This is a genomic window from Winogradskyella sp. Asnod2-B02-A, assembly GCF_045063645.1.
Classification (GTDB): Bacteria; Bacteroidota; Bacteroidia; order Flavobacteriales; family Flavobacteriaceae; genus Winogradskyella.
Genome location: NZ_JBEFOG010000025.1, coordinates 307,094 through 324,072 on the forward strand (window position 1 = coordinate 307,094; position 16,979 = coordinate 324,072).

The following is a 16,979-nucleotide window of genomic DNA, read 5'->3' on the forward strand; positions in this document are numbered from 1 at the left end:
ATCTATTATGACATTAAATAGCATAGGTTTAGATACCGAGAAAACAAAAGAACTAGCAAATGATTTAAATGTATTATTAGCAAATTTTCAATTATACTATCAGAATTTAAGAGGAATACATTGGAATATTAAAGGACATGCCTTTTTTAATTTACATGTAAAGTTCGAAGAGTTATACACAGACGCAAATTTAAAAGTAGATGAGATCGCAGAGCGTATTTTAACACTTGGAGCTACACCATTACATACTTTTGAGGATTATACCAAAGCTGCAAAAGTACCAGTTGGAAAAAATATATCTAAGGATGAAAAAGCAGTAGAGCTTATTGTAGAATCTATTGGTGAGTTATTGAAGATTGAGCGTTCTATTTTAGAATCTGCAGGAGATGCAAATGATGAAGGAACAAGCTCTATGATGAGTGATTTTATTACTGAACAAGAAAAAACAGTTTGGATGATGAAAGCTTGGATGGGAGAGACTGTATAATAACAAACAGTACTTTATATAAATGAAAAACCTTCAGATTATTAATCTGAAGGTTTTTTAATTTTATGATAATTCTATTATTAGAAACGAATGTTTAATTCTAAGTCTTTATCTGCAATAGTAAACTTTGCGTCATCATATTGAGGTGGTCCAAAAGACATAACGTTATTAGACATTCCGTAAGATTCTAATGGCATGCCATTATCTCTAAAATCCATTTTATTGTTTTCATTTTCATCATGGAAAGCTATTATAGCGTAGTCTCCTGGTTTAACGTTTTCAAAAGTGATGGTAACCTTCCCGTCTTTAATTTCAGATTGACCATTGTCCAGACCTTTTCCTTTCATAAATGTATCAACCGTGTGTAACGCCATTTTAACGTTGCCTTTGTCGCTTATTACATTATCTATCGTTAATGTGAGTGTTACGCCAGAGTCTTGAGAAAAGCTAAATATTGAAGTTAATACGAGTGCGAATGTTAAGAATAAAGTTTTCATGGTTAAATTGTTTTAATGGTTAGTGTGAAATACTGTTCGTTTTTATTGATGATTCAAATATCTAATAAACCTTTAAATAAAAATAATATCAATTCCTGAATTGTAAATTCTTGTGGATGAGTTGTATTTATTTTAAAATATTCAGAATTAACAACAAAAATGATAATTCAAATTTCTAATAAAGAAATAGTGATTACACCATATTATTCAAAACTTTGCATGTCAACAAGTTTTCTATAAACACCATTTTTAGCAATCAATTCAGTGTGTGTGCCTTGTTCTGCAATTTCACCTTTTTGCATTACAACAATGAGATCTGCATTTTGTATTGTAGAAAGCCTGTGAGCAATAACAATAGAAGTTCGGTTCATCATCATCTTTTCTAATGCATCTTGTACTAAACGTTCGCTTTCTGTATCTAAAGCTGAGGTAGCTTCATCTAAAATCATTATCGGAGGATTTTTAAGCACAGCTCTGGCGATGCTTAAACGTTGTTTTTGTCCGCCAGACAATTTACCGCCAGAATCTCCAATGTTAGTGTCAATTCCATTTGATAAATCTTTTACAAATTCCCATGCATTAGCAATTTTGAGTGCGTCTATAATAGCTTCATCTGTTGCCTTTTCTTTTCCTAAAAGAAGATTGTTTTTAATACTATCATTAAAAAGTATAGAATCTTGAGTTACTAATCCCATTAGGCTGCGAAGCGAATGTTTTGTAAGGCCTTTAATATCTTCTCCATCTATGCTTATCGTACCTTCGTTAACATCATAGAAACGTGTTACCAAATTTGCTATTGTAGATTTTCCACTTCCAGATTGGCCGACCAAAGCTACAGTTTTTCCTTTTGGTACATTCAATGAAAAGTTTTTTAGCACTAAATCATTTTCGTATTTAAAGGAAATATTATCAAGTCTTATTTCTGTAGTAAAATCACTTTTAACCTTAGCATTTGGAATATCTTCTAATGGTGAAACCGTATTCAGAATTTCTAAAACACGCTCTGCTGCTGCGTTTCCTTTTTTAACACTATAACTCGCCTTACTTATGGCTTTTGCAGGTGTAAGGATGTTATAGGCTAAACCCATATAAACTATAAATAATCCAGGATCTAAAGCTTTATCATTTAATACCATGCGACCGCCATACCATAAGAGAATTGCAATAACAGTAATACCTAAAAATTCACTAGTAGGAGACGCTAAGTTTTGACGATGCAGTAATTTATTTGAAAAATGAAAAAAACGATTCGTCGAATTCTGAAATCTCTGATTAAAAGCGCCTTCAGAATTAAAGCCTTTGATGACTTTTAAACCACCAAGTGTTTCTTCTACAATAGATAAAAACTGACCTTGCTCTTTTTGAACATAACCAGATTTTCGTTTCAATGATTTTCCTATTAATGAAATGATAAAACCACTCAAAGGAATAAAAATAAATACAAATATTGTAAGCTTTAAGCTTATAAGAAGCATCATTATAATTGTGAAAATAATCATTAATGGTTCTCTAACAATTAATTCTAATATCGAAAGAAATGAACTTTGAATTTCTTGAACATCACTTGAAATTCTAGCAATAGTATCACCTTTTCTTTTTTCTGAATAATATGAAATAGGGAGCACCATTATTTTATTATAAACAGCATTCCTAATATCTCTTAAAACACCATTTCTAAGAAACGTTATAAAATACATTGCTAGATAAGAGAAAATATTTTTAAGGAGAAACATAGTTATAACCAAGCCTACCATAAAGATAAGCACATCATCATGACCTTCAACAGATTTTTGCGTCACAAAGTAGTTGAGGTAATTTTCTCCATAATCTTTAATATTACTTATTCCTGTCCATTCAGGTTTTATTTTGAGTGGTTCTGTTTTTCCGAATAAAACATTAAGCATTGGAAATAAGGATACCATCGATAAAGTTCCGAATAGCGCATAGAAAATATTACAGACTATATTTAAAATAGCATAGCCTTTATAAGGTTTAGCAAATCCAAGTACTTGTTTAAAATAATTCATTTACAGCTTCATATCCTTTAAAATTGCATTAATCCTCTTATCCAACAACTGCTCCGTTTTTTCAAAGTCTGACGAATTGTCAAGATCTGCATTTACGCTGATATAGAATTTTATTTTAGGCTCAGTACCACTTGGTCTTAAGGCTATTTTACTTCCGTCTTCAGTATAATATATTAATACATTAGATTTAGGAATATCGATAGTTGTTTCTTCATTACTTTGAAGATTTTTAGAAATTGATAATTGGTAATCTTCAATTAAAACCACTTTTTTACCATTGATTTCTTTTAAAGGATTTTCTCTGGCATCAATCATCATTTGTTTAATTTCTTGTGCACCTTCAATTCCTTTTTTAGTTAAAGACACTAAACGTTCTTTAAAAAAGCCATGCTCAACGTATAAATCAATTAACTCTTGGTACATGGTTTTGCCTTTTTCTTTTGCTTGTGCAGCAATTTCTATAGCTAAAAGGGTAGAGGTAACGGCATCTTTATCACGAACAAAATCGCCAACCATAAAACCAAAACTTTCTTCTCCACCACCAATAAAGTCCATGGTTGGGAAGTCTTTAATCATTTTAGCAATCCATTTAAAACCGGTTAAACCAATTTTACATTCTACATCATATGCATTTGCTAAAACCGTCATCATTGGAGTAGACACAATTGTAGAACCTACAAATTGATTACCATTTATTTTTCCTGATTTTTTCCATTGTTTTAATAAAAAGTTAGTCATTAAAATCATGGTTTGGTTTCCGTTAAGAATTACCAATTCATTTTCTAAATTTCTAACTACTACACCTAAACGATCACAATCTGGATCTGTACCAATAACAATATCTCCATCAACTTTTCCTGCAAGTGCTATAGCCATTTTTAAAGCTTCTGGTTCTTCAGGGTTTGGAGACACTACCGTTGGAAAATCTCCATTAGGTACACGTTGTTCTTCAACAATATTTACATTGGTATAACCTGCACGTTTTAAAGTTTCTGGAATGGCTGTAATAGAAGTGCCATGTAAAGAGGTGAATACAATGTTTAGATTTTCTTTAGCTTCTTTTGAAGTATCAAAACTTCCATTTTTTATAGATGCATTAATAAAAACATCATCGATATCCTTTCCTATATATTGAATTAAGCTTTCGTTTGCTTCAAATTTAATTTCAGAATAATCTAAACGATTAATTTCTGCAATTACAGCAGCATCTTGTGGTGGTACTAATTGGCCACCATCTTGCCAATACACTTTGTAACCATTGTATTCTGGTGGATTGTGAGAGGCTGTTAGCACAATACCACAATGGCAGTTTAAATGTTTTAATGCAAATGACAACTCTGGCGTAGGTCTTAAATCTTCAAATAAAAATACTTTAATTCCATTGGCAGAAAATACATCTGCTACTAATTTCCCAAATGTTTTACTATTATGCCTGCAATCGTAAGCAATGGCCACTTTTAATTCTTCATTTGGAAATGATTCTTTTAAGTAGTTACTTAAGCCTTGTGTGTTTTTACCTAAAGTGTATTTGTTAATTCGGTTAGTACCTAAACCCATAATACCACGCATTCCGCCTGTCCCAAATTCAAGATTTTTATAAAAGCTTTCTTCTAATTCTTTAGGATTAGAGGCAATCATATTTTTAATTTGATTTTGCGATTCTTCGTCAAAAGTTGGAGTTAACCAAGTGTTTACGCGCTCTAGAATTTCTGGCTTAATATGTATCATGGAAAAAATGTATTTATTAATGATGTAAAATGTTAAACAAAAATAAACAATTCACAATTTTAAACCGACTATCAAGACTATTTATTCTGAAGGTTATTTCAGATTCAAATGCTCTTTAATAAAATAGCGTTGTTGCTGACGGTTAGAGCGCAAAATAAGTTCACCTAAAAAGCCTGCAATGAAGAATTGCGAGCCAATAATCATGGTAGATAATGCGATATAGAACTGTGGTCTGTCTGTGATTAGCCTTCCTAAAGGATTAAAAAATAGTTTGTCTAAACCTAAATAAAATGAAAACCCAAAACCAATTATAAACATTAGCACGCCAATTGCTCCGAATAAATGCATGGGTCTTTTACCAAAGCGAGAAAGAAACCATATGGTTATGAGATCTAAGAAACCGTTAATAAAACGATTCATCCCAAATTTTGTGGTGCCATATTTACGCGCTTGGTGTTGTACTACTTTTTCACCAATATTTATAAAACCTGCATTTTTTGCCAATACCGGAATGTAACGATGCATTTCGCCATAAACATCAATGTGTTTTACAACGGTATTGCTGTAGGCTTTTAAACCACAATTAAAATCGTTTAATGTTACACCAGAAGTGCGTCTTGCTGCCCAATTAAATAATTTTGAAGGTAAATTTTTAGAAAAATAAGAATCATATCGTTTCTTTTTCCAACCAGAAACAAGATCATATTTATCCGTTTTAATCATTTTGAAGAGTTCGGGAATTTCTTCAGGGTTGTCTTGTAAATCAGCATCCATGGTAACAACAATATCTCCTGTAGCTTTTGCAAAACCAGCATGTAATGCTTGTGATTTTCCGAAATTTTTCAGAAATCTAATACCCTTTACATTAGGATTAATGTGACCTAGTTCAGAAATGATTGACCAAGATTTATCCGTACTCCCATCATCTATAAATAAGATTTCGTAAGAAAACTGATTGGATAACATCACTGACGCTATCCAATCGTGTAATTCTTTTAAAGATTCTTCTTCGTTAAGTAGTGGTATTACTACTGATATATCCATAGAGTTTGGTCTAATTTCTGAACTTCAAAAATAAAGAAATTATTTAAGCTGCGTGTGGATCATTCTTTTTTGTAACCGCAGCAACAATAAGACCTATTATACTAAAGCCAACAAGTTGGTATGCAATAGATTTAACTGTATTTCCTAAAGAGAAAAAATTACTTTCTTTTTGCATTTGCTCCATTGCCATATCAATAGATTCTTGTGGTGCACCAAATTTTTCCATCATGGCTAATTGAGAGTTGATGATTTTTTCTTGCAGTATATTTGCAGCCTCTACATCTACTATATTAAAAATAATAAAACCAATAAGTGCTGGTATTGTAACACCAACAAGTATTGTTATAAAAAACGCGGTAAATGCCTCTTTAAAACTAATAAAACCTCCTAATATCTTTTTTGCTTTCATTGCAGATACAATGCCAACAATGATAACTAGAAACATTTGGCCTATTCCAAACCACCATTGGGTAAATAAGTCAAGGTATACTGCATATCCAATTATTGTAAATGAAGATAATATAAGTCCTAAATATAGACCATAATTTAGTGCTGAAGATTTTAAAGATTTAGTCATAATAAACTTAAGTTTTAGGTTAATTTATTAGTTAGTAGACAAAGTTACATAAATGTTACATACATTAGTAGAATAAAATTTATCAAAAAAGATTGTAGATTTATAAAAAATGGTTAAATTTGCACCTCGAAAAATCGAATACATTTAAAGCATTTAGTGATGAAAGCAGGAATACATCCAGAAAATTATAGAGTAGTAGCGTTTAAAGATATGTCTAATGAAGAGGTATATTTAACAAAATCTACGGCAGATACAAATGAGACTATTGACGTTGATGGAACAGAATATCCATTAGTTAAGTTAGAAATCTCTAGAACATCTCACCCTTTTTACACTGGTAAATCTAAATTAGTAGATACAGCTGGTCGTATTGACAAGTTCAAAAACAAATACGCTAAGTTTAAAAAATAAACTAAGCTTACCGATAATCGTTAAAAGCCTTTCTATGACAGAAAGGCTTTTGCGTTTTATACAATTAAGTTATTTTTGAATTGTTAATCAAAGTTTTTATTTGAAACTTTAAACTATAAAATCAGAATGAACTATATACTTTTTGATGGTCCTTATCGCAACAATTTGTTGCCGTTTACCTTTACCAGGCCAGTTGCAGATATTAGAGTTGGTATTTTAACCATTCGCCAAAAATGGGAATCGTATCTAGAATATACTACAACAACTGTAACTGAAGATTATCTAGCAGAAAAGTTTCCTATGGTTGAGATGGAAGAGAACATTATGATTAATGCTTCTTTTTTACCAAATATGGAAGTTGTTGAAGTCGTAAAAAACTTAAACCATAATCAAGCTTTATTTAAAGGCGAAGACGTAATTGCGTTTTTTGCAAAAGAAGGTGAAGAAGTTAGTGATTTTTCAACTTTTGAAGCTGTAGAATTTGAAGGCGACATTTTAAAAATTGAACATACTTGGGATATTTTTTCTAAAAATGGGGACGCTATTGCAGAAGATTTTAATCTAATTACTAATGGTAGAAAATCAGAACCAATTCCTTCAACAATAAATACAGTAAACCCTGAGAACATTTTTATAGAAAAAGGTGCTACCTTAAATTTTGCGACTTTAAATGCGAGTGCTGGACCCATTTATATTGGTAGAGATTCAGAAGTTATGGAAGGTGCATTGGTTAGAGGGCCTTTGGCACTGTGTAATAATTCAACCTTAAAATTAGGAGCTAAGGTTTATGGTCCAACAACGGTTGGTCCTCATAGTAAAATTGGAGGAGAGGTGAGTAACTCTGTAATATTTGGATTTTCTAATAAAGGACACGATGGCTTTTTAGGGAATTCGGTTTTAGGAGAATGGTGTAACCTTGGTGCAGATACTAATAATAGTAATCTAAAGAATAATTATGCAGAAGTAAGACTGTGGGATTATAACACAGAAGGATTTGCAAGAACAGGATTACAATTTTGTGGCTTAATGATGGGTGATCATAGTAAATGTGGAATTAATACCATGTTTAATACTGGTACAGTTGTTGGTGTAAGTGCTAATATCTTTGGAAGTGGTTTTCCTAGAAATTTTGTTCCTAGTTTTTCTTGGGGCGGAAATAATGGGTTTGTAACCTATAAAACAAATAAAGCATTTGAAGTTGCTGAAGTTGTTATGGGAAGACGAAAAGAAGAATTCATGGATTTAGATAAAGCCATTTTAGAGCACATTTTTGAAGAAACAAAACAATATAGAAGAGAATAATATTATATTATGAAATTAAAAGCACCCAAATTCAACCTACTTTTTTTATTTATTATAAGCCTTGGATTTTCTCAAGAGGTAGAAGTTAAAAAACTTGAAATAAACAATAAATTAGATCACTTTGCAGCGAGAGTTGTTAAGGATAAAGTTTTTATTAGTTCTAACCTTACATCAAGAAGTGGAAGAGCTATTTTAGATAATTATGCTCAGAATCTTTACGGCATTTATGAATGTAAGTTAGGTGAAGAAGGTGAAATAGAAGATCCAAAACTTATTGAAAAAAAGGAAGTAGGCATGTCTAACATGTCTGTAGCTACTTATTCTAAAGATGGTAAGTATATGTATTTTACAACCAATCAAACCGTAAAAGGAGAGAATAAACTAAAGGATATGAGCACGTTCAATCTTTTAATACAACGTGCCGAATATGAAGAAGGGAAAGGTTGGGTTAATTTTACAACTTTACCTTTCTGTGATCCAGATCACAATTTTGCACATCCTGCTTTGAGTGCAGATGGATCTACACTGTATTTTATAGCTGATGTAAAAGGAACTAAAGGAAAATCTGATATTTATAAAGTGTCTGTAACAGACCATAAAACCTATGGAGAAGTTACTAAATTAGGCGAGCATATAAACTCTTCTCGTACAGAAACGTTTCCCTTTGTGAGCTCGGATAATAGACTTTATTTTTCTTCTGATAGACGAGGAGGTAAAGGAGGAATAGATATCTATATGTTTGATTTAAATTCTACTAATATCATAAAATCTCCAGTATCTTTAGATAAACCAATAAATAGTAAAGGAGATGATTTTTCATTTTTCTTAAATGATGATTTAACTACGGGTTATTTGTCTTCTAGACGTTTAAAAGGGGAAGGTGGAGATGATTTGTATTATTTTACTGGGTTTGATAAAGATGAAAGCAACTAGTATTTAAAATGCTAAATGTTAGTATATTGCTATTTCTAACAATTTTAGTATGAAAAAAATAATCATAATTTTAGTATGCTCATTTAGTCTTTTATCGTTTACCTATAACGAATTAGATGGTTACATTACGTTATTTGAAAACTCAAATAGTGGAAAATATTTTAAATACGGAAAATCACATTATTTTGAATTTTTTGCAAAGCAAAAAGAAGATATCAATAATCAAGAATATTATGTGAGATATAGAAAGTATAGTTGGGGAGATGTTGATACTACGTATTATCGAAAAGGCAATACATACTATTATCACATTGATAAGAAATCACTTAAAGAATCAATTGTATTACCTGTAAAACCAGTTCTTGGTGATAATTGGTTAGAAAATGATAAAAGCTGGAGTTATGAAGTAATTGCTGTTGATCAAAAATTTAAAACACCCAAAAAGAAATACAAAGATTGTATAAAAGTACATTGTAAGCAGCTAACAGATAGGGATAGTGGCAAGAGTAAAGAGTTTTTCCTTTATTACTCAGCTACTTTTGGATTTGTTGGTAATGTGGATTCTCAAGGTAATATTTTAAGTTATTTAAGTGAGGTAAAATTAAATGCTAAAGAAGGCGAATCTATTGGTGGGAATTAAGGCTGAAAAAATGCATCATCTCATCCTTTTTTTTTAGATTTTTCAATGTTTAATACGTGATTATTTAGTCTTTCTTACAGATTTTAACTCTAGTAAGTTAGTGGCATTAATACCCAAATCTTCAACATTTTTTCTAGTAAATCTAACCACTTCATCATAAAAGAGAGGTACAATAGGGGCAGAGCTCATAATCAATGCATCCATTTTGGTGTAAAGTAAAGCTCTTAAGTCTTGATCAGTTTCCAAATATGCAGCGTCATACATTTGGTCGAATGTATCATTTTTAAAATGAGTATAGTTTGGTCCATTTGGAGCAAAATTCTTGCTGTAAAATAATGATAGGTAATTTTCTGCATCAGGATAATCTGCAATCCAACTTGCTCTAAAAAAATCGAGTTGTCCATTTGCTTTAGCATCTTTTAAGCTTGAAGGTGGTATAACATCTACATTTACTAATAGGCCTGTTTTTTGCAGTTCCCGCTGAATAAATTCACAAAAGCTTAAATAATTACTTGTTGTGGTCAACGTAATTTCTGGATTGTTAATACCTGTTTCGGCTTTAAATTCGGATACTAATTGTTTTGCTAAATCAGGTTGATATGTATAACCAATAGAGGAATCAAAACCAGGTAAGCCTTTAGGAATAAAACCTCCACTAGCAGGAATTCCGATACCATTTCTCAAATAAGTCATCATTTTGTTACGATTAAAACCAATATTAATTGCTTTTCTTATTTTTTTTGATTGAATGGTATTATCCTCAGTTTCCATAAAAAATGCTAAATACTCTGTGTTAAGGTATGGACCTCGTATCATTTTTACATTTTCAGCATAATTTGCTCTTAACTTGCCTTCGGCTGTTAAAATTTCATCCTTATAAGAACCATCTAAACCAGAGACAAAATCAATATTACCTTGCGCAAACTGCAGAAATTCACTCTGTTTATCTGGTAAAAAGGTGATGGATATCGCTTCTAGATAAGGCAGTTGTTGTCCTTGAGAATCAATTTCAAAATAATGGTTATTTTTTCTAAAAACTAACTTTAAATTTTCTTCCCACCGTTTAAATTTAAAAGGACCAGTGCCTATCGGATTAGACCTGAAATCATTGCCATAATGTTCTACGATTTCTTTAGGAACAACAGAGCAATATTTCATGGTGAGTAAGCCTAGAAACGCAGGAAAAGGTTGTTTTAATTTAATTTGAAAAGTAGAATCATTAATCGCAGAAAAGTCTTCAACTTTATTTAAGACCCAACTTCCAGGTGATGCAATGGTATTATCTTTTAATCGGTTGAAGCTATATTCAAAATCAGAAGCTGTTGTGCTTCTTGTAGAATCTTTTCCGAACAAATTATGTTTATGAAAATAGACATCCTTCCGTAAGGTAAATGTGTATATTTTAGCACTATCGGTAATAGTCCATTTTTTAGCAATACATGGTTTTACATTAAGTTGATCATCCATTTGCACCAAACCATTAAATAATTGATGTGTTGCCCAGATATCTGCTAAATCCTTTGAAAATGCAGGGTCTAATGAACCTATGTTTTTGTGTTCATTGTATCTAAAAACTAGATGGTCTAATTCATTACTTTCTTTTGAGGTACATGAAAATACCATCATAATTAATGAGGTATACAGCAATCTTTTGAATAACGATGGTGTGAGTTTTAGCATATAATTTATATGTTGTAAATTTGCCAACTTGGTAAAAGTACAAGAATGAATCCAACAAAAAAAGTCGCATTTTATACATTAGGTTGTAAACTTAATTTTTCAGAAACCTCCACAATAGCTAGGGGTTTTGAAAACGAAGGATTTGATCGTGTAGATTTTAAAGAATCTGCAGATGTATACGTCATAAACACTTGTTCGGTTACTGAAAATGCAGATAAGCGTTTTAAAACTATAGTAAAACAAGCGCAAAAGAATAATCCTGAAGCATTTGTTGCTGCCATTGGTTGCTATGCGCAATTAAAGCCAGAGGAATTAGCAGATGTAAATGGTGTGGATTTGGTTTTGGGAGCGACTGAAAAATTCAAGATTACAGATTACTTAAATGATTTAACCAAAAACAATTTTGGGGAGGTACATTCTTGCGAAATAGAAGATGCAGATTTTTATGTTGGTAGTTATTCTATTGGAGATAGAACAAGAGCTTTTTTAAAAGTACAAGATGGTTGCGATTATAAATGTACCTATTGTACAATTCCGCTGGCCAGAGGAATTTCGCGTAGTGATACAATGACTAGTGTTTTAAAGAATGCAAAGGAAATTTCTGAGCAAGGAATTAAAGAAATTGTACTTACAGGAGTTAATATTGGTGATTATGGCAAAGGAGAGTTTGGGAATAAAAAGCACGAACACACTTTTTTAGATCTCGTAACTGAGCTCGATAAGGTTAAAGGTATTGAACGTTTAAGAATTTCTTCAATTGAACCTAATTTATTAAAAAACGAAACCATAGATTTAGTGTCTAAATCTAGAGCGTTTGTGCCGCATTTTCATATACCATTACAAAGTGGAAGTAACGACATCTTAAAAAAGATGAAACGTCGTTATATGAAAGAGTTATATGTAGACAGAGTTTCAAAAATTAAAGAAGTAATGCCTCATGCTTGTATTGGAGTCGATGTAATTGTTGGTTTTCCTGGTGAAACTGATGAATTATTTTTAGAAACATATAACTTTTTGAATGCATTAGAAATCTCTTATTTACACGTGTTTCAATATTCTGAACGTGATAATACAGAAGCAGCAAATATGCCTAATGTGGTGTCTAAAGCTAAACGATCTAAGCGTAGTAAAATGTTAAGAGGTTTGTCTGCTAAAAAGCGAAGAGCTTTTTACGAAAATCAATTACAGACAAGTTGTACGGTATTATTTGAAGGAGAAAACAAAGAAGGTTATATTCATGGTTTTACGGAAAACTATGTAAAGGTAAAGGCTCCTTGGAATCCGGAGTTGGTGAATACGATACATGATGTAAAACTAATCGAAATTGACGAAGATGGGTTAGTACGGTTTAATTTTATTAAAGCGTTTGCGTAGGTTATTTCTTAAGTTAGATTTACAATCTTAACAAAACTGATATATTATGAAAAAAATATTTTTTAACTTATTTGTTGTAGTCGGTTTAATATTATCTACCTCTTGTAATAAAGATGATGATGGAAGTGATAATAATGGAGCTTCTAACGAACTTACCGTGATAATTGATGGTCAGTCAGTTACATTCGATACAATTATTGTTGAGAGCGATACATTTACTTTTGATGGAGAACAATTTACAATATTATATGTATCAGCTACAGTAGGAACTGACGCTTCTAGAACTATTAATTTTGAAACAGAAGTGGGTGATTTAGGAACTTTCTCATTGTATGCGTTTGAATATCTTATTGATGGAGAGTATTATTATGATAGCGGAGCATTTAATTCAGTTATAAGTGTTAATAATGGCTCTAGATTGACAGCAACTTTTGCAGGAACACTGACTTCTTATACAGCAGTTGAGGAAGCGTCTATAGTGTTAGAGAATGGAACAATTGATGTGAATTACTAATAGTTAATATTAATTACAATAAAAAAATCCGAAATTTTAAAATTTCGGATTTTTTTGTGATGTATATTTTTAAATTATATGCGTATACCAACAGGTAACATTCGCTTATATTTTCTATTACGTCTTACAAACTTAGCAATTTCAGGACTTGTTGGTACCACGCTAATGTTTCGTTCTTTAATGTTTGAGAATACTAGGTCAATAAAATCTAGTTCAAATTCGTCTGTTCTAATACCATCAGGAATAATCATTTTAGTTAAGAATATCTTTCGTTCTTGTAAAGAATATTCAATAATAGCCATTTCGTTTTCAACCTTTAATTCAAATTGACGAAGAAAATCATTGTCAATTAGTTCAGCAGTTTCTGTCATAATTTCTTTATATTAAATTCAGCGGTTGGTAGCGTAGATACTATATTTTATATAGTTTTGCTGTGCAAAGGTACAAAAAATCAACTTAAGAATTAGGTTATTGTTGTTAAAACCTTAAATTGTAATTAATTAGGACGCTCCAATTTTACCAAATGAATACTAAATTAACACATGTATATTTAATGCCAGGTATGGCAGCAAATCCCTCTATTTTTGAACATATAAAGCTACCAGAGACTTCTTATGAAATTCATTGGTTAGAATGGCAGATACCAACTAAAACGGAAACTTTTGAAGCTTATGCCAAACGTATGTGTACGTTTATAAAGCATGATAATATAGTATTGCTTGGTGTATCTTTTGGTGGTATGTTAGTGCAAGAAATGAGTAAGTACTTAACGGTAAAAAAATTGTTTGTCGTTTCTAGTGTGAAATCACATTACGAGTTACCCAAACGTATGAAGTTACTAAAAGTCACCAAAGCGTATAAAATACTACCAACGCAATTAGTTAGTAATATTGATTTATTAGCAAAATATGCTTTAGGTGAAACCATAAAGAAACGTATTGATTTATATAAAAAATACCTTTCTGTAAATGATAAAACTTATCTCAATTGGGCCATAAAGCATGTGGTTTGTTGGGATCAAGAAGCAGAAATGCCTAATGCTATTTATATTCATGGAGATAAGGATGCTGTTTTTCCGCATTCTTGTGTTGGAAATTGTATTGTTATTAAAGGTGGAACTCACATCATGATTATCAATAAATATAAATGGTTTAACGAAAATTTACCAAAACTTATTGAAGGCTGAATTTGAATCTTCATCGTAGATTGATTACATTTATATATTACTAAAAAAACAAAATTCTGAATCAGTCATGCAAATTGCTTAAGCATTTAAATAAATGATGAACAATACACAGCATGTAATATTCTAAAATACATTAAAAGAAATACTATGAAATACATAAAGAATAGCTTAGCATTAATAGGTGTTATTTGTATATCTGGCTTGTTTATATTCGCCATGCAAAAAGCTCCAGATGAAAAAGCTCCATCAGATTTTTTATTAGGAAAAGAAGATCCTATTGTAAATAACTACAACGTATATGCATTAGAAATGCCTGAAAATTTAAATTTTGCAGGTGAAATGGTTCCTATTCAAAATCCAGACATCTATGAAAGAATGGATAGGGAATTATTGGTAAATACCTATTGGCAATCTAATGGACTTTTAATGTTTAAACGCGCACAAAAATACTTTCCAATCATAGAGCCAATTTTGAAACGAAATGGAGTGCCAGATGATTTTAAGTATCTCGCGGTTATTGAAAGTGGATTAGTACAAACAGCAAAATCACCTGCAGGCGCAAGTGGTGTTTGGCAAATTATGAAGGCTACAGGACGCGAAAATGGTTTAGAAGTAAACGATAATGTAGACGAACGTTACAATTTAGAAAAAGCAACTGAAGTCGCATGTGATTACTTAAAGAAAGCAAAAGAAAGTTTAGGGTCTTGGACTAAAGCAGCAGCAGCATATAACGCTGGTAATTATGGTGTCTCTAGACGTTTAAAAGAGCAAGATGTTGACGGCTATTACGATCTGTTGTTAGGTGAAGAAACAGGGCGTTATGTATTTAGAATAGTAGCATTGAAAGAAATATTGTCTAATCCAAGTAAATACGGATTCAACTTTAATAAATCCCATTTATATAAAGAAGTGCCAACCTATAAAGTTGAAGTGGATACAGCAGTAACAGATTTTGCAAAGTTTGCTAAGCAATTTGGTATTAATTATAAGATTTTAAAACTCCATAACCCATGGTTAAGAGAGCCTCATTTAAATAACAAGTCTAGAAAATCTTACCAGATTGAAATTCCAAAAGAAGGCTATTATAATACTAAATCTTAATTATTGGAATTTGTTAGAAATCATATCTGGCAAATTTTAATTGTACTCAATTATGCCATAGCATTATCTGCTGTGGTTACTATTCTGCACAAAAAACTCAACCCAACCAAAGCGTTAAGTTATATTATTGGTTTGTTGGCTTTACCGTTTTTAGGCTTAATAGTGTACTATCTTTTTGGGCAAGAATACAGGAAAACAAAAATCTTCAGTAGAAAACATGTTTTAAATCAATCTATTGTAAAAAAGATTCAAAATCAGTTAGAACTCGATACAAAGGAGATTAATGTAGTAGATGATTTACTTGATCAGAAATCCAAACTTATTCCATTATTATATAATAGTGAAAAATCTAAACTAACTATTAATAATGATGTTAAGCTTATTAAAAATGGAGATGATAAGTTTAAGCTTCTTTTTAAAGATTTAAAAGCAGCGCAATACCACATTCATTTAGAATATTTTGTAATAAAGGATGACGTAATAGGTACGGAACTTCTTAATATACTTTGTGATAAAGCCATTGAAGGTGTAGAAATTAGAATCGTTATAGATGATGTTGGAAGTTCTATTTCTTCTAATATGAAGCGAAAATTGAAAGACTCTGGCGTTAATATGAAACCGTTTATGCCTGTGCTTTTTTCAAAATTCACAGGACAGATGAATTATCGCGATCACCGAAAAATTATTGTTATAGATGGTGAAATTGGTTACGTTGGTGGAATAAATATTTCAGATAATTATGTAAATGCTAATAATAAACGCTATTGGAGAGATACACATATCCGTATTATTGGCGAGGCCGTAAAACCATTACAGATATTATTTTTTACGACATGGGATTTTGTGAGCCAAGAAGAATTAGAGATTTCTAAAACTTATTTCCCAGAACACAATTGTAAAGAGAATGTACCACTTCAAATAGCAGCTAGTGGACCAGATACCGATTGGTCTAATATAATGGAAGCTATTTTTGTAGCTATTACAAATGCTGAAGATCATGTGTACATTACAACGCCTTATTTTATTCCTAATAGCGAAATTGTCACAGCACTTCAAGTTACTTCAAGAAGCAATATAAAAGTTAAAATTATTGTGCCTAAAACTTCCGATTCTTGGATTGCGGAATACGCTACCAATTCTTATTTAGAGTCGCTTTTAGAAGCAGGAGTAGAGGTGTACCGTTACACTAAAGGCTTTATACATGCAAAAACTATGGTCGTTGATGGTGTATTTAGTACGGTTGGTACAACCAATATGGATTATAGAAGTTTCAATATTAATTTTGAAGTTAATGCTCTAATCTATAATAAGGACATTAGCAATCAACTCACAGAGTTCTTTAATGATGATTTAAAAGATTGTGAACCACTAGACTTAAAATCATGGCAACAACGTTCTAAACAAACTAAACTGATAGAAGCTGTTGCTCGTTTGATGGCACCCTTATTATAGTTGTTACATAAAAAAAAGGCCTAAAC

At 31.3% G+C, this 16,979-nt stretch carries 17 protein-coding genes; 10 read left to right on the forward strand and 7 right to left on the reverse strand.

Features of this window, described 5'->3' with window-relative positions; all coding sequences use genetic code 11:
• The first annotated feature begins 7 nt into the window (after positions 1-7).
• The gene (locus ACJJVO_RS02345) at positions 8-487 is read left to right on the forward strand and encodes a Dps family protein (RefSeq protein WP_405569974.1); all 480 of its coding nucleotides are present in this window, start codon (positions 8-10) and stop codon (positions 485-487) included.
• A gap of 80 nt (positions 488-567) precedes the next feature.
• On the opposite strand, the gene ACJJVO_RS02350 is transcribed toward ACJJVO_RS02345, so the two are convergent.
• The 5 genes from ACJJVO_RS02350 to ACJJVO_RS02370 form a co-directional block, all read right to left on the reverse strand.
• Positions 568-984: a DUF2141 domain-containing protein gene (locus ACJJVO_RS02350; protein ID WP_405569976.1), complete on the reverse strand. Its 417-nt coding sequence runs from the start codon at positions 982-984 to the stop codon at positions 568-570.
• Positions 985-1,187: 203 nt separating this feature from the next.
• Entirely contained in the window at positions 1,188-3,011 is a 1,824-nt protein-coding gene (locus ACJJVO_RS02355; RefSeq protein ID WP_405569977.1) for an ABC transporter ATP-binding protein, read from the reverse strand.
• Positions 3,012-4,739, reverse strand: a complete 1,728-nt coding sequence (locus ACJJVO_RS02360; protein ID WP_405569979.1) for a phospho-sugar mutase — start codon at positions 4,737-4,739, stop codon at positions 3,012-3,014.
• Between the two features lie 93 nt (positions 4,740-4,832).
• Positions 4,833-5,783, reverse strand: a complete 951-nt coding sequence (locus ACJJVO_RS02365; protein WP_405569980.1) for a glycosyltransferase family 2 protein — start codon at positions 5,781-5,783, stop codon at positions 4,833-4,835.
• A gap of 43 nt (positions 5,784-5,826) precedes the next feature.
• Positions 5,827-6,360 carry a DUF4199 domain-containing protein gene (locus tag ACJJVO_RS02370; RefSeq protein ID WP_405569981.1) on the reverse strand — a complete coding sequence of 178 codons (534 nt, stop codon included), beginning with the start codon at positions 6,358-6,360 and terminating at the stop codon, positions 5,827-5,829.
• A 159-nt stretch (positions 6,361-6,519) separates the two neighbouring features.
• On the opposite strand from ACJJVO_RS02370, the gene ACJJVO_RS02375 reads away from it, so the two are divergent.
• From ACJJVO_RS02375 to ACJJVO_RS02390, 4 genes are all read left to right on the forward strand, one after another.
• Entirely contained in the window at positions 6,520-6,771 is a 252-nt protein-coding gene (locus ACJJVO_RS02375; RefSeq protein ID WP_092443965.1) for a type B 50S ribosomal protein L31, read from the forward strand.
• Between the two features lie 126 nt (positions 6,772-6,897).
• Positions 6,898-8,073 carry a GlmU family protein gene (locus ACJJVO_RS02380; RefSeq protein WP_405569984.1) on the forward strand — a complete coding sequence of 392 codons (1,176 nt, stop codon included), beginning with the start codon at positions 6,898-6,900 and terminating at the stop codon, positions 8,071-8,073.
• Positions 8,074-8,082: 9 nt separating this feature from the next.
• The gene (locus ACJJVO_RS02385) at positions 8,083-9,006 is read left to right on the forward strand and encodes a hypothetical protein (protein WP_405569986.1); all 924 of its coding nucleotides are present in this window, start codon (positions 8,083-8,085) and stop codon (positions 9,004-9,006) included.
• A gap of 49 nt (positions 9,007-9,055) precedes the next feature.
• A complete protein-coding gene (locus tag ACJJVO_RS02390) occupies positions 9,056-9,646 on the forward strand; it encodes a hypothetical protein (protein ID WP_405569989.1) in 591 nt (196 codons plus the stop codon).
• 60 nt (positions 9,647-9,706) lie between these two features.
• Here ACJJVO_RS02390 and ACJJVO_RS02395 read toward each other — a convergent pair whose 3' ends face one another.
• Positions 9,707-11,326 carry an ABC transporter substrate-binding protein gene (locus ACJJVO_RS02395; RefSeq protein WP_405569991.1) on the reverse strand — a complete coding sequence of 540 codons (1,620 nt, stop codon included), beginning with the start codon at positions 11,324-11,326 and terminating at the stop codon, positions 9,707-9,709.
• A 45-nt stretch (positions 11,327-11,371) separates the two neighbouring features.
• Here ACJJVO_RS02395 and mtaB point away from each other — a divergent pair, with 45 nt between their 5' ends.
• Both mtaB and ACJJVO_RS02405 read left to right on the forward strand, forming a co-directional pair.
• Positions 11,372-12,700 carry a tRNA (N(6)-L-threonylcarbamoyladenosine(37)-C(2))-methylthiotransferase MtaB gene (gene mtaB, locus ACJJVO_RS02400; RefSeq protein WP_405569994.1) on the forward strand — a complete coding sequence of 443 codons (1,329 nt, stop codon included), beginning with the start codon at positions 11,372-11,374 and terminating at the stop codon, positions 12,698-12,700.
• 46 nt (positions 12,701-12,746) lie between these two features.
• Complete coding sequence (locus ACJJVO_RS02405) at positions 12,747-13,214, forward strand: hypothetical protein (protein WP_405569996.1); 468 nt, start codon at positions 12,747-12,749, stop codon at positions 13,212-13,214.
• 74 nt (positions 13,215-13,288) lie between these two features.
• Here the strand turns inward: ACJJVO_RS02405 and ACJJVO_RS02410 are convergent, their stop codons facing one another.
• Positions 13,289-13,585, reverse strand: a complete 297-nt coding sequence (locus ACJJVO_RS02410; RefSeq protein ID WP_405569998.1) for an N-acetyltransferase — start codon at positions 13,583-13,585, stop codon at positions 13,289-13,291.
• Positions 13,586-13,737: 152 nt separating this feature from the next.
• Between ACJJVO_RS02410 and ACJJVO_RS02415 the strand changes: the two genes are divergently transcribed.
• From ACJJVO_RS02415 to cls, 3 genes are all read left to right on the forward strand, one after another.
• Entirely contained in the window at positions 13,738-14,400 is a 663-nt protein-coding gene (locus ACJJVO_RS02415; protein WP_405570000.1) for an alpha/beta hydrolase, read from the forward strand.
• A 147-nt stretch (positions 14,401-14,547) separates the two neighbouring features.
• The gene (locus ACJJVO_RS02420) at positions 14,548-15,501 is read left to right on the forward strand and encodes a lytic transglycosylase domain-containing protein (RefSeq protein WP_405570003.1); all 954 of its coding nucleotides are present in this window, start codon (positions 14,548-14,550) and stop codon (positions 15,499-15,501) included.
• 3 nt (positions 15,502-15,504) lie between these two features.
• On the forward strand, positions 15,505-16,953 hold the full coding sequence (gene cls / locus ACJJVO_RS02425; RefSeq protein WP_405570005.1) for a cardiolipin synthase: 1,449 nt from the start codon (positions 15,505-15,507) through the stop codon (positions 16,951-16,953).
• The last annotated feature ends 26 nt before the right edge of the window (positions 16,954-16,979 follow it).

Bases quoted from the DNA above. Each gene is read 5' to 3' on its own strand.
- ACJJVO_RS02345 (WP_405569974.1), top strand. From the start codon at position 8: ATGACATTAAATAGCATAGGTTTAGATACCGAGAAAACAAAAGAACTA.
- ACJJVO_RS02350 (WP_405569976.1), bottom strand. From the start codon at position 984: ATGAAAACTTTATTCTTAACATTCGCACTCGTATTAACTTCAATATTT.
- ACJJVO_RS02355 (WP_405569977.1), bottom strand. From the start codon at position 3,011: ATGAATTATTTTAAACAAGTACTTGGATTTGCTAAACCTTATAAAGGC.
- ACJJVO_RS02360 (WP_405569979.1), bottom strand. From the start codon at position 4,739: ATGATACATATTAAGCCAGAAATTCTAGAGCGCGTAAACACTTGGTTA.
- ACJJVO_RS02365 (WP_405569980.1), bottom strand. From the start codon at position 5,783: ATGGATATATCAGTAGTAATACCACTACTTAACGAAGAAGAATCTTTA.
- ACJJVO_RS02370 (WP_405569981.1), bottom strand. From the start codon at position 6,360: ATGACTAAATCTTTAAAATCTTCAGCACTAAATTATGGTCTATATTTA.
- ACJJVO_RS02375 (WP_092443965.1), top strand. From the start codon at position 6,520: ATGAAAGCAGGAATACATCCAGAAAATTATAGAGTAGTAGCGTTTAAA.
- ACJJVO_RS02380 (WP_405569984.1), top strand. From the start codon at position 6,898: ATGAACTATATACTTTTTGATGGTCCTTATCGCAACAATTTGTTGCCG.
- ACJJVO_RS02385 (WP_405569986.1), top strand. From the start codon at position 8,083: ATGAAATTAAAAGCACCCAAATTCAACCTACTTTTTTTATTTATTATA.
- ACJJVO_RS02390 (WP_405569989.1), top strand. From the start codon at position 9,056: ATGAAAAAAATAATCATAATTTTAGTATGCTCATTTAGTCTTTTATCG.
- ACJJVO_RS02395 (WP_405569991.1), bottom strand. From the start codon at position 11,326: ATGCTAAAACTCACACCATCGTTATTCAAAAGATTGCTGTATACCTCA.
- mtaB (WP_405569994.1), top strand. From the start codon at position 11,372: ATGAATCCAACAAAAAAAGTCGCATTTTATACATTAGGTTGTAAACTT.
- ACJJVO_RS02405 (WP_405569996.1), top strand. From the start codon at position 12,747: ATGAAAAAAATATTTTTTAACTTATTTGTTGTAGTCGGTTTAATATTA.
- ACJJVO_RS02410 (WP_405569998.1), bottom strand. From the start codon at position 13,585: ATGACAGAAACTGCTGAACTAATTGACAATGATTTTCTTCGTCAATTT.
- ACJJVO_RS02415 (WP_405570000.1), top strand. From the start codon at position 13,738: ATGAATACTAAATTAACACATGTATATTTAATGCCAGGTATGGCAGCA.
- ACJJVO_RS02420 (WP_405570003.1), top strand. From the start codon at position 14,548: ATGAAATACATAAAGAATAGCTTAGCATTAATAGGTGTTATTTGTATA.